Origin of the sequence: Streptomyces candidus (genome assembly GCF_014207445.1) — a bacterium.
GTDB lineage: Bacteria > Actinomycetota > Actinomycetes > Streptomycetales > Streptomycetaceae > Streptomyces > Streptomyces candidus.
This window is the reverse complement of record NZ_JACHEM010000002.1, coordinates 193,290-211,439: the sequence shown is the minus strand read 5'-3', so window position 1 is coordinate 211,439 and position 18,150 is coordinate 193,290. Positions and strand designations below refer to the sequence as shown.

Below are 18,150 nucleotides of genomic sequence, written 5' to 3'. Positions count from 1 at the left end.
GGGGCGGCGGGCCCGTCATGGACTGCGCAGGCTGAGTCGGGGCTTGGGGCCGTCGGTGCGACCGGTCGGGGGGCGGCGGCTGCCGGCCCGGTACGGGAGGGGCCAGGGGGCGCCGGGGCCGGAGTAGTCCTGTTCGGCGGCGGCGTGCAGGGTCCAGTGGGGGTCGTAGAGGTGGGGGCGGGCGAGTGCACAGAGATCGGCGCGGCCGGCGAGGAGGAGGGAGTTGACGTCGTCCCAGGAGGAGATGGCTCCGACGGCGATGACCGGAACGCCGAGGATGTTGCGGATCCGGTCGGCGAAGGGGGTCTGGTAGGAACGGCCGAACTCGGGGGCCTCGTCGGGGACGACCTGGCCGGTGGAGACGTCGATGGCGTCGGCGCCGTGAGCGACGAAGGCGCGGGCGATCTCGACCGCCTCCTCCTCCGTGGTGCCGCCCGCGGCCCAGTCGGTGGCGGAGATGCGGACGGTCATGGGCTTGTCGTCGGGCCAGATGCCGCGGACGGCGTCGAAGACTTCCAGTGGGAAGCGGAGGCGGCGGGCGAGGCTCCCGCCGTAGGCATCGGTGCGCCGGTTGGTGAGAGGGGAGAGGAAGCTGGACAACAAGTAACCGTGGGCACAGTGCAGTTCGAGGAGGTCGAAGCCGCAGCGGGCGGCCCGCCAGGCGGAGGCGGCGAACTGTTCGCGGACGTCGATCAGGCCGGAGCGGTCGAGCTGGGCGGGTACCTGGTTGACGCCCGTCCGGTAGGGCAGCGGGGAGGGGGCGACGAGGGGCCAGTTGTCGTCATCTGTGGGGAGCGGCTGGTCGATGCCGTCCCACATGAGCCTGGTGGAGCCCTTGCGACCGGAGTGGCCCAACTGCACGCCGATGGCGGTCCCCGGGGACTGCCGGTGGACGAATTCGGTGATGCGCCGCCAAGCGGCGGCCTGTTCGGGGGCGTAGAGGCCGGCGCAGCCGGGGGTGATGCGGCCCTCGGGGCTGACGCAGACCATCTCGGTCATGACCAGGCCCGCTCCACCGAGTGCGCGGGCGCCGAGGTGGACGAGGTGGAAGTCGCCGGGGACACCGTTCTCGGCGGAGTACATGTCCATGGGTGACACGACGACCCGGTTGCGCAGTTCGAGGCCGCGCAGCCGGAAGGGGGTGAACATCGGGGGCGTGCCGGGAGTGCAGCCGAAGTCCCGCTCGACGGCTTGGGTGAAGGCGCTGTCGCGCAACAGGAGGTTGTCGTGGGTGACGCGGCGGCTGCGGGTGAGGAGGTTGAACGCGAACTGGCGGGGCGGCTGGTCCAGGTAGGTGGCCAGGTCCTCGAACCAGCGGAGGCTGGCGGCTGCGGCGCGCTGCGTGGACTCGACGACGGGGCGGCGTTCTTCTTCGTAGGCGGCGAGGGCGGTCGGCAGATCGGGTTGTTCCTCGATGCAGGCGGCCAGGGCAAGTGCGTCCTCGACGGCGAGCTTGGTGCCGGAGCCGATGGAGAAGTGCGCGGTGTGGGCGGCGTCGCCGAGGAGGACCGTGTTGCCGTGGGACCAGCGGTCCTTGACGACGGTGCGGAAGGCGGTCCAGGAGGAGTTGTTGCCCCTCAGGGGGCGGCCGCCAAGGGCTTCGGAAAAGATCTTGGCGCAGCGTGCGACGGACTCGGCCTCGTCGCAGGTATCGAGTCCGGCCGCGCGCCAGACCTCCTCTCGCATCTCCACGATGACCGTCGAGGAGTCCTTCGCGTAGGGGTAGCCGTGCAGTTGCATGGCGCCGTGTTCGGTCTCGGCGATCTCGAACCGGAACGCGTCGAAGGCGAAGTCGGCGGCGAGCCAGATGTACCGGCAGCGGTGGGAGGTGAGGCGGGGGCGGAAGACGTCGGCGTGCGCCTGGCGGGTGAGGCTGTGCACACCGTCGGCGGCGACCACCAGGTCGTGAGAGCGGGCGAGGTCGGAGGCGGGCGGGGCCTCGGTACGGATGCGCAGGACAACGCCCAGCTCGCGGCAGCGGGCGTGCAGGATCTCCAGGAGCCTGCGTCGGCCGAGGGCGGCGAAGCCGTGGCCGCCGGAGGTGAGGCGCCTGCCCCGGTGGACGACGTCGATGTCGTCCCAGCGCACGAATTCGGCGGTCAGTGCCCGGTAGACCTCGGGGTCGGCGTGCTCGATGCCGCCGAGGGTCTCGTCGGAGAGGACGACCCCGAAGCCGAAGGTGTCGTCGGGGGCGCCGCGTTCCCAGACGGTGACCTCGCGGGTGGGGTCGAGCCGCTTGAGCAGGGCGGCTGCGTACAGCCCGCCGGGGCCGCCGCCGACCACGGCGATGCGCAGTGGGCGGCCGGTGCCCTGCGGACCGGGGTGCGCGGGGGCGGGGCGGGGAGGGGTGGGTTCGGACGTGGTGGGGGCGGGAGGGGTGGGGCGGGGGGAGGGGGGCCCCGGGGCGGCGGGATTGGTGGTCATGGCTAGCGGCCCTGCCACTTCGGGGGGCGCTTCTCGGTGAAGGCGGCGTGGAACTCGGCGTAGTCCTCGCCGTTCATGAGCAGGGCCTGGGTGGCGGCGTCGAGTTCGACGGAGGCGGCCAGCGGCATGTCGAGTTCGGCGGTGAGGAGGGCCTTGGTCTGGGCGTGCGCCAGGGCGGGGCCGTCGGCGAGACGGCGCGCGAGGGCTGCGGCGCGGGTGCCGGCCTCGCCCTCCGCGGTCAGCTCGCTGAGCAGGCCGATCCGTTCGGCCTCCGGGGCGCGGACCGGTTCGCCCAGCATCAGCAGCCGGGTGGCGTGGCCGAGCCCGACGACCCGGGGCAACAGGTAGGCCGCTCCCATGTCGCCGCCCGACAGGCCCACCTTGGTGAAGAGGAAGGAGAACTTGACCGAGGGGTCCGCGATGCGGAAGTCCGCGGCGAGCGCGAGGACCGCGCCCGCTCCGGCGGCGACACCGTGCAGGGCTGCGATCACCGGAAACGGTGCCTCGCGCAGTGCCCGTACGACCTGGCCGGTCATCCGGTTGAAGTCGAGGAGCTGGGCGGTGTCCATGCCGAGGGTCGCGCCGATGATGTCGTCCACGTCGCCGCCCGAGCAGAACCCACGCCCCTCCCCGGCCAGCACCAGGGCGCGCACGGAGCGTTCCCTGGCGAGTTCGGCGAGGAGGTCGCGCAGGTCCGCGTACGCCCCGAAGGTGAGGGCGTTGAGCTTCTCGGGCCGGGCGAGGGTGACGGTGGCGACGCCTTCGTCCAGGGTCAGCCGCAGGTGCTGCCACTTCTCGGTGCGCGGCGCGGAACTGAGGAACGGGCTCATGGGATGCGGCCTCCCGGTTGCCGGTGCTGGCTGGTGGCGGTCCCTCGAAGCTATCACCGGCCCGTGACTCCCGTCACGAGTGCGCGATATCGTAGGGTCCACCCGCCGTTGGTCCGGTGCCGCTGTGGCGCAGGTCCCGCACGGTTCCGGCGAGCGACCCTAGGGGAACGGCCGTTCGCTTCGTACGGTGGAAGGGAGACCCCGCTCCTCGATCGGATCCCGCCTTGCTCTCTGCCTCCGGCCCTTCCTTCTGGCGCATCGAACTGCCGCACTCCGCCTCCGCGGTGCCGCTGGCCCGCGCCCTGGTGCGTACGGCGCTGGCGGATCTGGGAACTCCGGTGACGGACTGCGACACGGCCGAACTGCTCACCGCCGAACTCGTCGCGAACGCCGTGGAACACACCAGCAGCTCCACCCCCATCGAGCTGGTGGTGGAGCTGCTGCCGGCGGGCTGCCAGGTGGAAGTGCACGACGGCGACCCCGAGCCGCCGGGGAACCTGGACCGCTCGTCGGACGACGCGTGCCCCGATCCGTGGCAGGAGCACGGCCGCGGTCTGCTGCTGATACGGACGCTCAGCTCCGACTGCGGGCACCGCCGCACCGACTCGGGCAAGGCGGTCTGGTTCAGGCTTCCGGCCGCGCGGTGACCTCCGGTGCGATGTCCGCGGCCTTGCCCAGCCGCGAGTTCCGGCGGCCGTAGAGCGTGTACACCAACGCTCCAAGGATCAGGAACGCGCCGAACTGGAGCCATGTCAGCCAGCCGGTCCCGTAGATCAGGTACAGACAGAAGAGCACGCCCGCTACCGGCAGCACCGGGAAGAACGGCACCCGGAAGGACCGCGGCAGGTCCGGATTGCGCCGGCGCAGCGCGATCACCGCGATGTTCACCACGGCCATGACGGCGAGGGTGCCGATGGTCGTGAGGTTCATGACGACGTCCAGCGGCACGACGGCTGCCGGGACAGCGAAGACGCCCGCCACGATCCAGGTGTTGGCGACCGGCGTCGAGGTCTTGGGCGAGACCCGTTCGAAGACGCGCGGGACGAGGCCGTCGCGGGACATCGACATGAGGATGCGGGTCTGCCCGTACATCACGGCGAGCACCACGGACGCGATGGCGACGACCGCGCCGAAGGCGATGATTCCGCCGCCGAGGGTGGAGTCGGTGACCTGGTTGACGATCAGCGAGAGCGCGGCGGGCTTGGACGCGACGTCGTCTGCGGACATCGCGCCGATGGCGGCCACCGCGACCAGGCAGTAGAGCAGCGTGACCACACCGATGCAGATCATGATCGCGATGGGGATGTTCTTGCGCGGGTTCTTGACCTCTTCACCGGCCGTCGTGATCGCGTCGAAGCCGATGTACGAGAAGAACGCCAGCGAGGCTCCGGCGGTCACGCCCGCCATCCCGTGCTCGGCGAACGGCGAAAGGTTGTCGGAGCGGAAAGCGGTGAAGGCGATCGCGCAGAACAGCAGCAGTACGCCGATCTTGATCACAGCCATCACGGCGGTGGCCCGGGCGCTCTCACGGATGCCCCGCACCAGGAGCAGTGCGGCGAGGGCGATCACGACGACGGCCGGGATATTGACGACTCCGCCGTCGCCGGGCGGGTTGGAGAGCGCGGCGGGCAGTTGCCAGCCGACCAGGCTGTGCAGCAGTTCGTTGAGGTACTGGCCCCAGCCGACGGCGACGGCCGACACCGACACGCCGTACTCCAGGAGCAGGCACCAGCCGACGAGGAACGCGACGCGTTCGCCGAGGGTGGCGTACGCGAAGGAGTAGGAACTGCCCGAGACGGGGATCGCGCCGCCCAGCTCCGCGAAGGAGAACGCGGTGAAGATGCAGGTGATCGCCGCCAGGACGAAGGAGATCACGACGGCGGGGCCGGCCTCGGCGACGCTGTCGGAGAGTCCGACGAAGATGCCGGTGCCGACGATCGCGCCGACGCCGAAGCAGACGAGCTGGAAGAGCCCCATGGTCCGCTTCAGGCCGTGGCCTTCGAGGTCCGCGCCGGACTCGGCGACGAGGAGATCGGGCGACTTGATGCGTTGCAGGGGGGACATGGGGCGGTTCTCATCTCTGGTGCACGGTCTGAGCAAGCGAATGGGGTCCGAGCACATGTGCCCGAACCCCATGAAGCGATGACATCGTAAGCACCGCACCGCATGTTCACCCAATCGGGCGTATCGCTATTCGAGGTCCTTCGCGGAGGCCATCGTCGCCACCAGAACCGCCTTGATCGTGTGCAGCCGGTTCTCCGCCTCGTCGAAGACGACGGAGTGCGCCGACTCGAAGACCTCGTCGGTGACCTCCAGCGAGGACAGCCCGTACTGCTCGTGGATCTCGCGCCCGATTTTCGTGCCGAGGTCGTGGAAGGCAGGCAGGCAGTGCAGGAACTTTACGTCCGGGTTTCCGGTGGCGCGCAGCACGTCCATCGTCACGGCGTACGGGGCGAGGGCCTCGATCCGCTCCGCCCAGACCTCCTTGGGCTCCCCCATCGACACCCACACGTCGGTCGCGACGAAATGCGCGCCCCGAACGCCCTGCTCTACCTCCTCGGTGAGCGTGATCCGCGCACCGCTTCCCTCCGCCAGCGCACGGGCCTGCGCGACGATCTCCTTGGCGGGCCAGTAGGCGCGGGGCGCGACGATCCGCACGTCCATGCCGAGCAGGGCGCCCGTCATGAGGTACGAGTTGCCCATGTTGAAGCGGGCGTCGCCGAGGTAGGCGAAGGCGGTCGTTCCCAGCGGCTGCCCCGGGCGATGCTCGACCATCGTCAGCACGTCGGCGAGCATCTGAGTGGGGTGCCAGTCGTCGGTGAGCCCGTTGAAGACCGGTACTCCGGCGTACCGGGCCAGCTCCTCGACCGTCGCCTGCGCGTCGCCCCGGTACTGGATGCCGTCGAACATCCGGCCGAGCACCCGCGCGGTGTCCTTCGGGGACTCCTTGTGGCCGATCTGCGAACCTGCCGGGTCGAGGTACGTCGTCGAGGCGCCCTGATCGGCGGCGGCGACCTCGAAGGCGCAGCGGGTGCGGGTGGACGTCTTCTCGAAGATCAGCGCGATGTTTCTGCCGCGCAGCCGCTGGACCTCGGTGCCGGACTTCTTGGCCGCCTTCAGCCCGGCGGCCAGGTCGATCAGTCCGCGGAACTCCTCTGCGGTGAGATCCGCCTCCTTGAGGAAGTGGCGGCCTTCGAGAAACGACGACGTCATGGTGACGGCTCCAGGTGACGACTACGGAGTACGAGGCGCATCACTATACAGATCAACGGGAACCTATACGGCCTCACGTTCGATCGGGCAGCTCATGCAGCGCGGCCCGCCACGCCCCCTGCCCAGTTCGCTGCCCCGGATCTCGATCACTTCGATGCCCTGTTTGCGCAGGTGCGTGTTTGTCGTCGCGTTGCGTTCGTACGCCACTACCACCCCCGGCTCGACAGCGAGGACGTTGCAGCCGTCGTCCCACTGCTCCCGCTCCGCCGCATGCACATCCTGCGTCGCGGTCAGCACGCGCACGGAGTCCAGGCCCAGCTCGGCGGCGATGGCGCGGTGCATGTGCTCCGGCGGGTGGTCGGTGACCTTGAGTTCGTTGTCGCCGGCACCGGGTTCGATCGTGTACGAGCGAAGCATGCCGAGGCCCGCGTACTGGGTGAAGGTGTCGCCGTCGACCATGGTCATCACCGTGTCGAGGTGCATGAAGGCCCGCCGCTTGGGCATGTCCAGCGCGACGATCGTCTTCGCCGAACCGGCCGCGAACATCCCCCTGGCCAGCATCTCCACCGCCTGCGGAGTCGTCCGTTCACTCATCCCGATCAGCACGGCCCCGTTGCCGATGACCAGCACGTCACCGCCCTCGATGGTCGACGGGTAGTCGCTCTGCCCCTCCGACCAGGTGTGGAAGGAGCCGGCCTCGGGGCCGGTGAAGAGCGGATGGTGCTTGTAGATCGCCTCGAAGTGCACGGTCTCGCGCTGCCGGGCGGGCCAGCGCATCGCGTTGATGGACACCCCGTCGTAGATCCAGGCCGAGGTGTCGCGGGTGAAGAGGTGGTTGGGAAGCGGTCCGAGGAGGAAGTCGTCGGGCTCCATGACGTGGAAGCGGACCGAGATCGGCTCGGAGTGCCGTTCCAGGTACTCGCGCTTGGTCATGCCGCCGACGAGCGCCTCGCAGAGTTCGGCGGCGGGAAGTTCGTCGAAGGCGGCGCGCAGGTGGTCGGTGGCGAGCGGCCCGTACTCCTTCTCGTCGAAGACCCGGTCCAGTACGAGGCGTCTGGCGTCCGGGAGTTCGAGGGCCTCGGCGAGGAGGTCGCCGAAGAGGTGCACCTCCACGCCCCGGTCGCGCAGGACGTCCGCGAACCCGTCGTGCTCCTGGCGCGCGCGGCGCACCCAGAGCACGTCGTCGAACAGGAGCGCGTCCTTGTTGCTGGGCGTGAGCCGCTTCAGCTCCAGGTCGGGACGGTGGAGGATGACGCGGCGCAGCCGCCCGGTCTCGGAGTCGACATGGAATCCCATGGCTCCATCCTGGCCGAGACGGGCGGCTCGCGCCCTGCCGATGAACACGGACGTCGCGGCCACTCCCGGTCCGGCCCCGGCCGCACACCCGGCAGCACCCCCGCCCCCGCTGCCACGCCCGTGTCCGACCCGTCCCCCCAGCACCGGCGCCCACCCGCCTGGATGTCCGCGCCGGGTCGGCCGGGCGCGCGTGCCGGCACAGCCCGTACCCGCACAGCACGACGCGCGCGTGCCAAGAGGGACTCGACGTCCGTGCCAGGGGGTCGACGCCCGTGTGCGGCACGGCCGGGGCCGCAGCCCTGCACATGCGGCCCCGGCGCCCCGGTGTGCCTCAGAGCCGCGGGTCCACCGGTTCCGACTCCAGTGCCAGCACCGCGAACACCGCCTCGTGCACCCGCCACAGCGGCTCGCCCCGAGCCAGCCGTTCCAGCGCTTCGAGGCCCAGCGCGTACTCCCGCAGGGCGAGGGACCTCTTGTGTCCGAGGAAGCGCTGCCGCAGCCGCTCCAACTGCTCGGGCCGGGTGTACTCGGGACCGTAGACGATCCGCAGGTACTCCCGCCCGCGCACCTTCACACCCGGCTGGACGAGCCGCCCCCTGCCGTCCCGTACCAGCGCGTCCACCAGCTTGACGACCATGCCCTCGCCGCCCCGCCCGGTCATCTCCAGCCACCAGTCGACGCCGGCCTGCACGGACGACTCGTCGCCCGTGTCGACGGCCAGGCGGCGGGTGGTCTGCAGCAGGCTGGTCGGGTCGTGCTCCACCAGCCGGTCCACCCAGGCGAGTTGCCGGTCGTGCGGGACCGCGGCGAGCGAGCGCCCCTGTGCCGCGAGCACCTGGAACGGTGCGAGCCGCACCCCTTCCAGGCCCTCGGTCGGCCAGGGCTGTCCGGGCCGCGGTCCACGAGGTCGCCGACGCCCCGCCCCTTTCCCTGGCCCCGCCGCACGAGCGCCCGCGTCTGCCGGACGTGACCGAGGTGCATACCCGACCGGGGGCCGAGCCCGGCTGCAACGCGTCTGCCGGACGTGACCGAGGTGCATACCCGGCCGGGGGCCGAGCCCGGCTCCGGAGCGGGACACCCGCCTGTCCCCGGCCCGTGCGCGCTCGGGCCTCAGCCCTGGGCGCCCGCCCGGCCGTCCAGGTCCGCGGCCAGCGCGGCAATCCGGTCCGGCCCGACCCGGCAGCAGCCCCCGACCAGACGTGCGCCGGCCTCCTGCCATCCCCGCACCCGGCCCGTGTCGAACGTCCCGGTCCCCGTCCAGTCGCGCTTTTCGGCATCCCACCGCTCGCCGCTGTTCGGGTATGCCACGACCGGCTTCCCTGTCGCCTCCGCGGCGATCGCCACCGCCCGGTCGACGTCCCCGGGTTCGCAGCAGTTCACTCCCACAGCGAGCACCTGGTCGTTGCCCGCCGCGACCGCGAAGGCCTCGGCCAGCGGTTGCCCCGCCCGCGTCCTCTCCCCGGCGATGCTGTACGTCAGCCAGACCGGCGTCCCGGCTCCCCCGACCGCGCGCAGCAGCGCCTCGGCCTCGTCGACGTCGGACACAGTCTCCAGCGCCAGCACGTCCGGCTCCGCCGCTGCCAGCGCCTCGATCCGCGGCCGGTGGAAGCGCTCCAGTTCCCGCACCGAAAGCCCGTACCTCCCCCGGTACTCGCTGCCGTCAGCGAGCATCGCCCCGTACGGCCCGACCGAGGCCGCCACCCACACGCTCCGCTCGGCCGGCCCGGCGGCCTCCCGTGCCAGCTCCACGCTGCGGGCAAGCAGCACGCCCACCTCGTCGCGTCCCACGCCCCGCTGCGCGAACCCCTCGTAGGTGGCCTGGTAGCTGGAGGTGATGAGCACCTGGGCCCCCGCCCGCACGTACGCCGCGTGCGCCTCCCTGATCTGCCCCACGTCCTCGGCGAGCAGCCTCGCCGACCAGAGCACGTCGGACAAGTCGCACCCTTGCGACCGGAGTTGGTTGGACAACCCGCCGTCGAGGACGACGGTCCCCTCGGCGAGTGCGGCGGCGAGCGAGCGGGTGGGCTTCACGGCTTCTCCTGTACGGCGTGGCTCGGCCGGGGGCTGGGCCACGCGGGAGTCAACGGGTCCGGCCGAGCTGGGACAACACCTGCGAGGAGATCAGATCCAGGTGGTCGAGGTCGTCCAGGTCCAGCATCTGGAGGTACACCCGGGTCGAGCCGATCTCGGCGAACTTCCCGATCCGGTCCACCACCTCGGCGGGGGAGCCCGCGAGCCCGTTCGCCTTCAGTTCGTCCACCTCGCGTCCGATGGCCGCCGCCCGGCGCGCCACCTCCCTGTCGTCCCTGCCCACGCACGCCACCAGCGCGTTGGAGTACACCAGGTCGCCCGGCTTCCGCCCGGCCTGTTCCGCCGCCGCCCTGACCCGGCCGAACTGCCGCGCGGTGTCGTCCAGCGACGCGAACGGGATGTTGAACTCGTCGGCGTACTGTGCCGCGAGCCTCGGTGTGCGGACCGCGCCGTGTCCGCCGATCAGCACCGGCACCTTGGCCTGGGCGGGCTTGGGGAGCGCCGGCGAGTCCGTCAGTTGGTAGTGGGTGCCGTCGTAGCTGAAGGTGTCGCCGACCTCGGTTGCCCACAACCCGGTGACGATCGCCAGCTGTTCCTCCAGCCTGGCGAACTTCTCCTTGGGGAAGGGGATGCCGTACGCCTTGTGCTCCTCCTCGAACCACCCGGCTCCCAGACCGAGTTCGACCCGGCCACCCGACATCCGGTCGACCTGCGCGACCTGGATGGCCAGTACTCCCGGAAGCCGGAAGGTGCCCGCGGTCATCAAGGTCCCGAGCCGGATCCGCTTGGTCTCCCTGGCGAGCCCGGCCAGGGTGATCCAGGCGTCGGTCGGCCCTGGAAGCCCGTCGGCGGAGCCCATGCTCAGATAGTGGTCCGAGCGGAAGAAGGCATCGAACCCGAGGTCCTCGGTGGCCTTGGCGACGGTCAGCAGCTTCTCGTAGTCGGCCCCTTGCTGGGGCTCGGTGAAGATTCGAAGATCCATGCCTCCATCCTGCACGTTCGAACTGTCGTCAACCCTGTTGGGCTCGGCTGTCTCCGTCTGCCCTGTCGAGTGAAATTCCTGCGCCGTGGGGGTCCTCGCCCGGGCGTGTCAGTGACCGGTGCCCCCAGCACTCGTTTGCTCGGGCGGAGCCGGACTGCCCGGCCCGCGCACCGACGACCGCTGCCGGGGCGTTGACAGCGACACCGACCTCCCCCGCCGGGAGAGGCTGGGCCGAGGAGGCCGTCATGTCCCAGGAAGCCGTTCCCGAACAGACCGTTCCGTGCGCGGATCCGGCAGCGCAGTCCGTGCCGGGTCAGCAGGTCGCCCCGAGGGGGCTGTTGCAGCAGATGGAGGAACTGATGGCGGCGCTGACCGCCGATCTTTCGCAGCTCGACGCCGATCTCCAGACCACCGGCGACCGCTCGCAGGCCGTTGCGCCCCCGTCTGCCACGGGTGCCTGCGAGCCTCGGGAGGAGTGGCGCGCGGGCTACCGGCCCGGTCGGCCGGAGTACCGCTACGACGGTGACCACGACCGCTCCCACTGACCGGAACCGGGTCATGACGACCCCGCCGCCGAGTCGGCAACAGCCTGCAATCTGTTGTGCTCCCACACCGTGAGCCGGCGGAGCAGCCCGCGCACCCGGTCGTTCGACTCGTCGGCGGCGTCGATCGCCTCGATGCTCTGCCAGTAGAAGCCGTCCTCGTCCGTGGCGCAGGACACCGCGACGAGGGCCATTCCCACCTCTCCCAGAAGTTCGCTCAGTTCCACCAGCGCGCCCCGTGCGTCCGCCACCTCGGTGAGCTGCGCCGCTCTCGGCATGAGGTCGGGCGGCTGCCCCGCGAGGAACCCCGGCAGTTCGGGACCGGCCGCGGACAGCGCCGCCCAGTCGAGCGGGCCGCACCCCCGGCCCCCCGCCTCGCAGAGCCCTTGCGCCTCGCCGCGCAGTTCCGGCGGGCCCTTCATCGCCAGCATTCCGCCGATGGCCTGGGTCAGCGCCTGGGCCTGCCACGCCTCCGCCAGCACGTGCAGTGATGCTCCGCTGTGCAGCAGCGCGTGCCTGCAGGCCCTGATGAGTCTCTTCGCGTCCACCAGCCACCCCCGTCGCCGTCCCGCTCGCTCGGTATCCCGTTACCTGTTCACTACCCAGAGTGAGGGCGGGGAGTCGCAAAAGCCAGTGCTATGCGGAAATCTGTGCATACCAAAGCCGTTGTGGATATTGCCATCACTCCGAAGAGTGACGATGGGCGGGACATCCGGGTTGGTCCGAGCGTCAGACTCCCTCGGCGGGGAAGCGCCGTTCGTTGCGTTCGATCTTCGCGGACAGGGCGGCCAGAGGGTCGATTCCGAGCACTTCGCAGAACTGGAGCAGGTAGGCGAGCACGTCGGCGACCTCGTCCGCGACCCGGTGCGCGGAGTCCGGTTCCTCCATCACCCGGGCGGACTGCTCCGGAGTCAACCACTGGAAGATCTCGACCAGTTCGGACGCCTCCACGCTCAGCGCGGCCGCGAGGTTCTTGGGCGTGTGGTACTGCTCCCAGTTCCGCGCGGCGGCGAAGGCCGCCAACCGCTGCTGGAGCGCCGCCACACCGGGACCCGCGCCCCGCTGGTCCCCGCGTCCCCCGGCTCCCGCACCGGGCACGCCGCCCGCGCCACCCCGGTGCACGTCGCCCGTACCCCGCGCGCCGTCCCCGTGCACGCCGCCCCCGTGAGCGTCTCGCGCGCCGTCCTCGCCCGCCGCCCCGCCCACGCCTGTCACACCTGTCGCCGCCGGATCGTTCGTCATGGCACCAGGTCTACCACCGTCACGCCACTCCCCCCGCGTACCGGCGAAGCGTCCGCGACCGTCCCGGTGAGTCTCAGGTGCCCCCGACGGCACACCTCCCCGGCCAGTTCTGTCAGCGCCCGCACCTGCCGGGCGTCCATCGCACGGTCGAAGCCGTCGGCGAGCACGGTGAGCGCCCGGTGCGCGTCGGGCATCCCGACCTCCTGCTCCACGTCCACCACCCGGGGCCCGGTCAGCAGCACCAGCGCGAGCGCCAGATACCGCAACTCGCCCTCGCCGAGCCGTCCGACCGGTGTCACGCCCCTCGTTCCACGCCCGATCAGCGCCCGTACCGAACCGTCCGGAAGGTCCTCCGCCGTCAGGTCCGTGACCGGGCCCGCGCATCCCGCCCCGAGTGCCTTGACCAGGGCATGGTGGCGGTTCGCGCATTCGCCTCCGGTGCGCCGCAGCACGGCGGCGAGGTTGTCGCAGCCACGCCGCAACAGCACTTCCCGGGCCGCTGCGGGAGCCCGCATGCGCTGCGGCTGCGGATCGCAGACGAACACCGACCGCAGCGCGACGAGCACCTGTTCCGCCGCGGCCAGCACCAGGAGTTCCCCCTCGGTGCGGCCGGCCACCCGCAGCGGCAGCAGAGCCGTGGCCAGCCGGTCGTCCGGCAGCGGGGCACGCGTCACCGGTACCGCGCCCGCGGTGTACCAGGCGGCCTGGACCTTGGGCTGCCGCGGATCGCGCAGCGTGGTGGTCAGGAGTTCCTGGCCCTCGTACGTCAGCCGTTCGCTGACGATCCGCAGGTCCGGCTCCGCCTGGACGGCGAGATCGAGGTGTACGGGGCCGAGCGGTCCGTCGACCGTGCAGCCGATGCGGAACCCGCGTCGCCCCTGCCCGTCGGCGACCGCCCCTTCCGGAACGCAGGCCGCCGGATCCGCGAAGACCTCCGCGAGTTCCTCGCCGGAGGCCAGCCGTGCCAGTGCCTCGTACGCCCTCAGCACCGTCGATTTACCGCTCCCGCTCGGTCCCGCGAAGAACGTCAGCGGGCCGAGCGGAAAGGCCGCGCCGCGGTGCGGGCCGAAGGCGGAGAGCCGCAGTTCGGTGGCCGCCGGGCGGTGCGGGCGGACGGGGGCTGCCGGGCGGGCGGTGGAAGTCGCAGTCATGCTGCGGACGTTATGCACTGGTCCGGCAGACGAACCGTTACGCCTGCAAAGCTTCCTACGATCGGGGGACGACCGCCGCCTCGGCCCCCTCGACCTCCATGCCGACCGGCGCCAGCAGGAACACGTTGCGGTCCACCCGGTGCATGCCGCTGCCGAGTCCGAAGACCACCCCGCTGCTGAAGTCCAGGATCCGCTTGGCGACGTCGCCTTCCGCGCTGGTCAGGTCCAGGAGTACCGGGATCTGCGCGATCAGGTACTCCGCGACCTCTCTCGCGTCCGAGAAGACCTGCACCCGCAGGACCACCATGCGCCGCTGCTCCGCCGCTTCGTACTCCTGCGGCATCGTGCGGTGATCGGCCCTGGACGGCCATTCGTTGCGGCTGCGCAGCGGTACGACCTGGGCGAGCCCTTCCCACTGCTCGTCGGTGACGTCATACCTGCTCACCGGACCACCCCACCCACGTGCTGTATCTGCATCCGGCAATTCTGACGTCCCTCACCCGTACGGCCTACCAGCGACACGGGGCGAAGGCCTTCCATTCTGCAGGCAGCAGTGCGCCCGGCACCGCGCGGGGCGGCACCGGACGCATCGGACGCAGTAGTGCGGCCTCTGTGGACAGCTCCTACGGGGCAGGGCGCGAGGTGGTCACACGCGCTGCCACAGGGCGGGGGCGTTCGAGGGCTCCCAGCCCGGCTGGGCCTGGTGTCCCTGGAGGCAGCGGTAGGTGGCGCCGCCGTACGTGACCTGGGCACCGGCCGCGTAGACGGTGCCCGCGGACCAGGTCCCGCCGGGCTCGCCCGGTCCGGGGCCGGGGTCACCGGACGTGGTCTTGAGCGTCAGCCCGTAGCTCTGGAGGAGCGGGTTGATCGGCTGGTAGTAGGTGGTCCCGCCGGTACGGCAGTTGCCGGAGCCGCCGGAGGTGACGCCCTGTGCCTGGCTGCCGGAGATGTACGAGCCTCCGGAGTCGCCCGGTTCGGCGCAGACCGTCGTGCGTGTCACGCCGGAGATGGTCCCCTCGGGGTAGGTCACGCTGGTGTTGTGCTGCTGGATGGTGCCGCAGTGCCAGCCGGTGGTGGACCCGGAGCGGCAGACCGAGGCTCCGACGGCGGCCTGCGTCGACCCGGCCACCTGAACGTTTCCGCTGCCGCTCTTCACGTACGGCGTGGCCGTCCAGTTGGAGTTGGTGGCCACCCAGGCCATGTCGCGTCCGGGGAACGTGGAGGCCTGGAAGGAGCCCTGCGCCACCCGGTTGTAGCCGGTGGTCGTGGTGCCGGGACGCCCGCAGTGCCCGGCGGTGGCGAAGCCCTGCTGCGTCCCCTTGGTGATCGCGAATCCGACCGAACAGCGTCCGCTGTTGTTCATGTAGTACGCGTCGCCGCCCCGTATGTCGTACAGCGGCCGCGGCTGCTCCGCCGAGGAAACTGTCCGTACGAGCGCGGAGTCGACTCCCGCGGCGGAGACGAGCTTGTCCGCCGCGTCGGTCCCGGCCGCCTCCAGCGTCACCGCGTTCGTCCTGACGTCCACGTAGCGGACGGGCACGGCCGCACCCGTGGCTCCGGCCGCCGCCCTGTCGAGCTTGGCGAGAGCACTGTCCAGCTGCTGCAGCGTGTGCTGGACGACGACGGCCCGGGCGCCCTTGCGCTCGATGGCCGCCACATCGGCCGCGTCCACGGTGGCCACGCTCAGCGCCGCGGAGTCCTTGCCGTGCACCCACGCCCCGGCGAAGTCCTTCCCGAGTGCGTTGCGCAACGCACCGGCGACGGCGCCCGCCTTCGCCTCGTTCGACAGCCGTGCGAGGGCCTGCCCCCGGGTGACGCCGAAGTCGCGCTGCATGGCGCGCAGCAGTTCGGGTGACGCGTTGTCGACGGCTTGGGTCTCGGCGGCGGAGGGGACGGCGGGCGCGGCGGATTCGGCGGCGGCGGAGCCGGGGAACCCGGCCAGTACGAGGGCGCCTACCGCGACGAACGCGGCACAGGTCGCCCTGACGTGTCGGTGGAGCATGGGGGGAATCTCCTCGTTCTCGGTGTGGGGTACCGAAACCGTAGGAGTCCCTGTATCGCGGCGGGAGCTGCCAGTTGCCCCCTCTGTGGAGGTTATGACCCCAGCAGGCGCAGGACGGCAGCCTCCGCCGGGCCGTGGGTGGCGAGGGTGCCCGTCCGGGAGGCCGAGCCGAGGGAGGCGAGGGACGGGGCGATGGTCCTTCCCTCGTCGAAGAGTTCGAACAGGCGCGGGTTGATGTAGGAGGAGCGGCAGACGGCCGGGGTGTTGCCGAGGTAGCCGGCGACCTCGCGGACCGCCCGCGCGCAGGCGCGTTTCCTGGCGGCCTGGGAGGCGCCGGCCACCGGGGCGGAGACGGCGAGCGCCACGGCGGCCAGCACGGTCGCGTGCCAGGTGCGGAAGTCCTTGCAGGTCACGTCCAGACCCGCCAGGCCACGGAGGTGCTCGTTCAGGTCTCCGGCGTTGACCGGGTGCCAGCGACGCGACTCCCAGTACGCGAAGAGCCGTTCGTCGCCGCCGCGACGGCGCAGCAGGGCCCGCAGGGCGGCGCATGCCTCGGCGTCGTCGATGGCGCGGCAGTAGCGGGTGCCGCTCTTCGCCGCGTAGGTGAAGACGACGCCTCCGCGGCGGCCGGTGATCTGGTCGCGCCGCACGGTGGTCAGGCCGTAGGAGTCGTGGGACCGCACGTACCGTTCGTCCCCGACGCGGAAGAAGCCGACGTCGAGGAGGCGGATACCGAGCGAGAGCACCCTCTCGCGGCTCAGGCCGGGGCCGCCGAGGCCCGTGGCGACCTCGCGCCTCACTTCGGGCAGCACGGCACCCAGCTCCAGGACCCGTGCGTGCTTGGCGGCTTCCTGCTGCTCACGGAAGAGAGGGTGGTAGAGGTACTGGCGGCGGCCGGCCTCGTCGGTGCCCACGGCCTGGATGTGACCGTTGGGATGCGGGGAGATCCAGACGTCCCGCCAGGCGGGCGGGATCACGAGGGCGCGCACCCGCTGGAGCTCGCGGGCGTCGGTGAGGCGCTCGCCCCGGAGGCCGAGGTAGCTGAACCCGTGTCCGTGGCGGCGCCGCCGGTAGCCGGGGGCCGTGAGGTCGCTCGTCCGTAGCCGCATGTCGTTCCCCTTGCGGTTCGCGGCACGGGACCGTCGCCGGGCCGGACCCGTACGGCCGCCCGTGCGGGTACCCCGCCATTGTGGCCGCGGCGGATGCCGTGGGCCACCGAAGCGGTGGTGCCGGGTGACGCGGGCGCGCTGTCCGGCGTGTGTCAGAAGGCGTACCTGATCCGCAGCCACGGCGCGTGCGCGGTGAGCAGCTGCCGCAGCCTCGCCAGCGACTGCTGTTTGACCTGCGGCGTGTAGCGCACGTTGAGAGCCCCGTTCTGCGAGCGTTTGGTCTCCTGGGCCGCGGGCTGCCACAGCACCTCTTCGGCACGTGGGTGCCAGCCCAGGTTGACCTCGTGCAGGGCCTCGTTGTGGGTGAGCATGATGATTTCCGCCGCCGCCTGCTCCTTCACCCGTTCGGGCAGGACGTCGTCCAGGTGCACGAGAAGCTCCGCCCAGTCCCGCTGCCATCCCGGGCGCAGCACGACGGGCGAGAGGTTGAAGTGGACCTCGTAACCCGCGTCGAGGAAGTCGGCTGCCGCCGATATCCGTTCGGCGACGGGGCTGGTGCGGATGTCCAGCAGACGGGCGTCGTCGGGAGGCATGAGGGAGAACCGCACGCGGGTGCGTCCCTGGGGGTCGAGGCGGAGCAGGTCGGGGTTGACGAACTTGGTCGCGAAGGAGGCCTTCGCCGTCGGCAGAGCGCGGAACGCGGCGACGAGGTCCGCCGTGTTGTCGCAGACCAGGGCGTCGACGGAACAGTCGCCGTTCTCGCCGATGTCGTAGACCCAGGAGTGGGCATCGCACTGGTTGGGCGTCGTCTTGGGCCCCTGGGCCCGGACGTGGCGGCGGACGTGGCTCACGATCGCTTCGATGTTGGTGAACAGCGTGATGGGGTTGGCGTAGCCCTTGCGGCGGGGGACGTAGCAGTACGCGCAGGCCATCGCACAGCCGTTGGAGGGGCCCGGGGCGATCCAGTCGGCCGATCTGCCGTTGGGGCGGGTCACGAGGGAGTGCTTGACCCCGAGGACGAGGGTCTCGGTCTTCACGCGCACCCACCGCGAGACGTTGCCGTCGTTGCCGTGGAGGGAGGGGATGCGCCAGTGGCTCTCCACCTCGGTCACCCGCACTCCCGGCAGCCGGGCCATGATCTGCCGGCCCCGCGGGGAGTCGAGTGCGGCGCGCTCCGCGTAGACCTCCTGGACGTCCAGCATCCGACGTGCCCGGGGGCTGTCCCGGAACGGCTGCGGCACGGAGGGGACGGGGTCGTCGTCCGGCCAGCCGAACAGCGCGGGCTGCTCGGGCGGAGCGGCCGGGCCCGGGGGCCGCTGCCCGGGTTC

At 71.4% G+C, this 18,150-nt stretch carries 16 protein-coding genes and 1 pseudogene; 2 read left to right on the top strand and 15 right to left on the bottom strand.

The features are described 5' to 3' along the window. Positions 1–15 precede the first annotated feature (15 nt). A complete protein-coding gene (locus HNQ79_RS03945) occupies positions 16–2,424 on the bottom strand; it encodes a bifunctional salicylyl-CoA 5-hydroxylase/oxidoreductase (protein ID WP_185026906.1) in 2,409 nt (802 codons plus the stop codon). A gap of 2 nt (positions 2,425–2,426) precedes the next feature. Then, positions 2,427–3,254 carry an enoyl-CoA hydratase family protein gene (locus tag HNQ79_RS03940; RefSeq protein ID WP_185026904.1) on the bottom strand — a complete coding sequence of 276 codons (828 nt, stop codon included), beginning with the start codon at positions 3,252–3,254 and terminating at the stop codon, positions 2,427–2,429. A 224-nt stretch (positions 3,255–3,478) separates the two neighbouring features. On the opposite strand from HNQ79_RS03940, the gene HNQ79_RS03935 reads away from it, so the two are divergent. After that, positions 3,479–3,901 carry an ATP-binding protein gene (locus HNQ79_RS03935; RefSeq protein ID WP_185026902.1) on the top strand — a complete coding sequence of 141 codons (423 nt, stop codon included), beginning with the start codon at positions 3,479–3,481 and terminating at the stop codon, positions 3,899–3,901. On the opposite strand, the gene HNQ79_RS03930 is transcribed toward HNQ79_RS03935, so the two are convergent. From HNQ79_RS03930 to HNQ79_RS03905, 6 genes and pseudogenes are all read right to left on the bottom strand, one after another. After that, entirely contained in the window at positions 3,879–5,318 is a 1,440-nt protein-coding gene (locus tag HNQ79_RS03930) for an amino acid permease (RefSeq protein ID WP_185026900.1), read from the bottom strand. The two genes, HNQ79_RS03935 and HNQ79_RS03930, sit on opposite strands and share 23 nt — an antisense overlap. A gap of 126 nt (positions 5,319–5,444) precedes the next feature. After that, positions 5,445–6,467 carry an ornithine carbamoyltransferase gene (gene argF / locus HNQ79_RS03925; RefSeq protein WP_185026898.1) on the bottom strand — a complete coding sequence of 341 codons (1,023 nt, stop codon included), beginning with the start codon at positions 6,465–6,467 and terminating at the stop codon, positions 5,445–5,447. Positions 6,468–6,530: 63 nt separating this feature from the next. Next, a complete protein-coding gene (locus tag HNQ79_RS03920) occupies positions 6,531–7,763 on the bottom strand; it encodes an arginine deiminase (RefSeq protein WP_185026896.1) in 1,233 nt (410 codons plus the stop codon). A 331-nt stretch (positions 7,764–8,094) separates the two neighbouring features. Further along, positions 8,095–8,643, bottom strand: a pseudogene (locus tag HNQ79_RS03915) (polynucleotide kinase-phosphatase); the annotation flags it as partial. A 230-nt stretch (positions 8,644–8,873) separates the two neighbouring features. Beyond that, complete coding sequence (gene mmuM / locus HNQ79_RS03910) at positions 8,874–9,794, bottom strand: homocysteine S-methyltransferase (protein ID WP_185026894.1); 921 nt, start codon at positions 9,792–9,794, stop codon at positions 8,874–8,876. A gap of 49 nt (positions 9,795–9,843) precedes the next feature. After that, positions 9,844–10,776 (bottom strand): LLM class F420-dependent oxidoreductase, encoded by a 933-nt coding sequence (locus HNQ79_RS03905; RefSeq protein WP_185026892.1) that lies wholly within the window; start codon positions 10,774–10,776, stop codon positions 9,844–9,846. A 245-nt stretch (positions 10,777–11,021) separates the two neighbouring features. Here HNQ79_RS03905 and HNQ79_RS03900 point away from each other — a divergent pair, with 245 nt between their 5' ends. Beyond that, entirely contained in the window at positions 11,022–11,321 is a 300-nt protein-coding gene (locus tag HNQ79_RS03900; RefSeq protein WP_185027727.1) for a hypothetical protein, read from the top strand. Between the two features lie 11 nt (positions 11,322–11,332). Here HNQ79_RS03900 and HNQ79_RS03895 read toward each other — a convergent pair whose 3' ends face one another. The 7 genes from HNQ79_RS03895 to HNQ79_RS03865 all read right to left on the bottom strand — a co-directional run bounded on the left by HNQ79_RS03895 (position 11,333) and on the right by HNQ79_RS03865 (position 18,099). Further along, a complete protein-coding gene (locus HNQ79_RS03895) occupies positions 11,333–11,866 on the bottom strand; it encodes a DUF6099 family protein (protein ID WP_185026890.1) in 534 nt (177 codons plus the stop codon). 181 nt (positions 11,867–12,047) lie between these two features. Continuing rightward, positions 12,048–12,362 carry a nucleotide pyrophosphohydrolase gene (locus HNQ79_RS03890; protein WP_185027615.1) on the bottom strand — a complete coding sequence of 105 codons (315 nt, stop codon included), beginning with the start codon at positions 12,360–12,362 and terminating at the stop codon, positions 12,048–12,050. 194 nt (positions 12,363–12,556) lie between these two features. After that, complete coding sequence (locus tag HNQ79_RS03885) at positions 12,557–13,711, bottom strand: AAA family ATPase (protein WP_221507322.1); 1,155 nt, start codon at positions 13,709–13,711, stop codon at positions 12,557–12,559. A gap of 55 nt (positions 13,712–13,766) precedes the next feature. Further along, positions 13,767–14,156: a cell division protein SepF gene (locus tag HNQ79_RS03880; RefSeq protein ID WP_185026886.1), complete on the bottom strand. Its 390-nt coding sequence runs from the start codon at positions 14,154–14,156 to the stop codon at positions 13,767–13,769. 201 nt (positions 14,157–14,357) lie between these two features. Further along, positions 14,358–15,713 carry a carbohydrate-binding protein gene (locus HNQ79_RS03875; RefSeq protein ID WP_185026884.1) on the bottom strand — a complete coding sequence of 452 codons (1,356 nt, stop codon included), beginning with the start codon at positions 15,711–15,713 and terminating at the stop codon, positions 14,358–14,360. 92 nt (positions 15,714–15,805) lie between these two features. Further along, positions 15,806–16,822: a DNA topoisomerase IB gene (locus HNQ79_RS03870; protein ID WP_185026882.1), complete on the bottom strand. Its 1,017-nt coding sequence runs from the start codon at positions 16,820–16,822 to the stop codon at positions 15,806–15,808. A gap of 152 nt (positions 16,823–16,974) precedes the next feature. Next, positions 16,975–18,099: a spore photoproduct lyase family protein gene (locus HNQ79_RS03865; protein ID WP_373312476.1), complete on the bottom strand. Its 1,125-nt coding sequence runs from the start codon at positions 18,097–18,099 to the stop codon at positions 16,975–16,977. Positions 18,100–18,150 lie beyond the last annotated feature (51 nt).

Bases quoted from the DNA above. Each gene is read 5' to 3' on its own strand.
- HNQ79_RS03945 (WP_185026906.1), bottom strand. From the start codon at position 2,424: ATGACCACCAATCCCGCCGCCCCGGGGCCCCCCTCCCCCCGCCCCACC.
- HNQ79_RS03940 (WP_185026904.1), bottom strand. From the start codon at position 3,254: ATGAGCCCGTTCCTCAGTTCCGCGCCGCGCACCGAGAAGTGGCAGCAC.
- HNQ79_RS03930 (WP_185026900.1), bottom strand. From the start codon at position 5,318: ATGTCCCCCCTGCAACGCATCAAGTCGCCCGATCTCCTCGTCGCCGAG.
- argF (WP_185026898.1), bottom strand. From the start codon at position 6,467: ATGACGTCGTCGTTTCTCGAAGGCCGCCACTTCCTCAAGGAGGCGGAT.
- HNQ79_RS03920 (WP_185026896.1), bottom strand. From the start codon at position 7,763: ATGGGATTCCATGTCGACTCCGAGACCGGGCGGCTGCGCCGCGTCATC.
- HNQ79_RS03905 (WP_185026892.1), bottom strand. From the start codon at position 10,776: ATGGATCTTCGAATCTTCACCGAGCCCCAGCAAGGGGCCGACTACGAG.
- HNQ79_RS03900 (WP_185027727.1), top strand. From the start codon at position 11,022: ATGTCCCAGGAAGCCGTTCCCGAACAGACCGTTCCGTGCGCGGATCCG.
- HNQ79_RS03885 (WP_221507322.1), bottom strand. From the start codon at position 13,711: ATGACTGCGACTTCCACCGCCCGCCCGGCAGCCCCCGTCCGCCCGCAC.
- HNQ79_RS03875 (WP_185026884.1), bottom strand. From the start codon at position 15,713: ATGCTCCACCGACACGTCAGGGCGACCTGTGCCGCGTTCGTCGCGGTA.
- HNQ79_RS03870 (WP_185026882.1), bottom strand. From the start codon at position 16,822: ATGCGGCTACGGACGAGCGACCTCACGGCCCCCGGCTACCGGCGGCGC.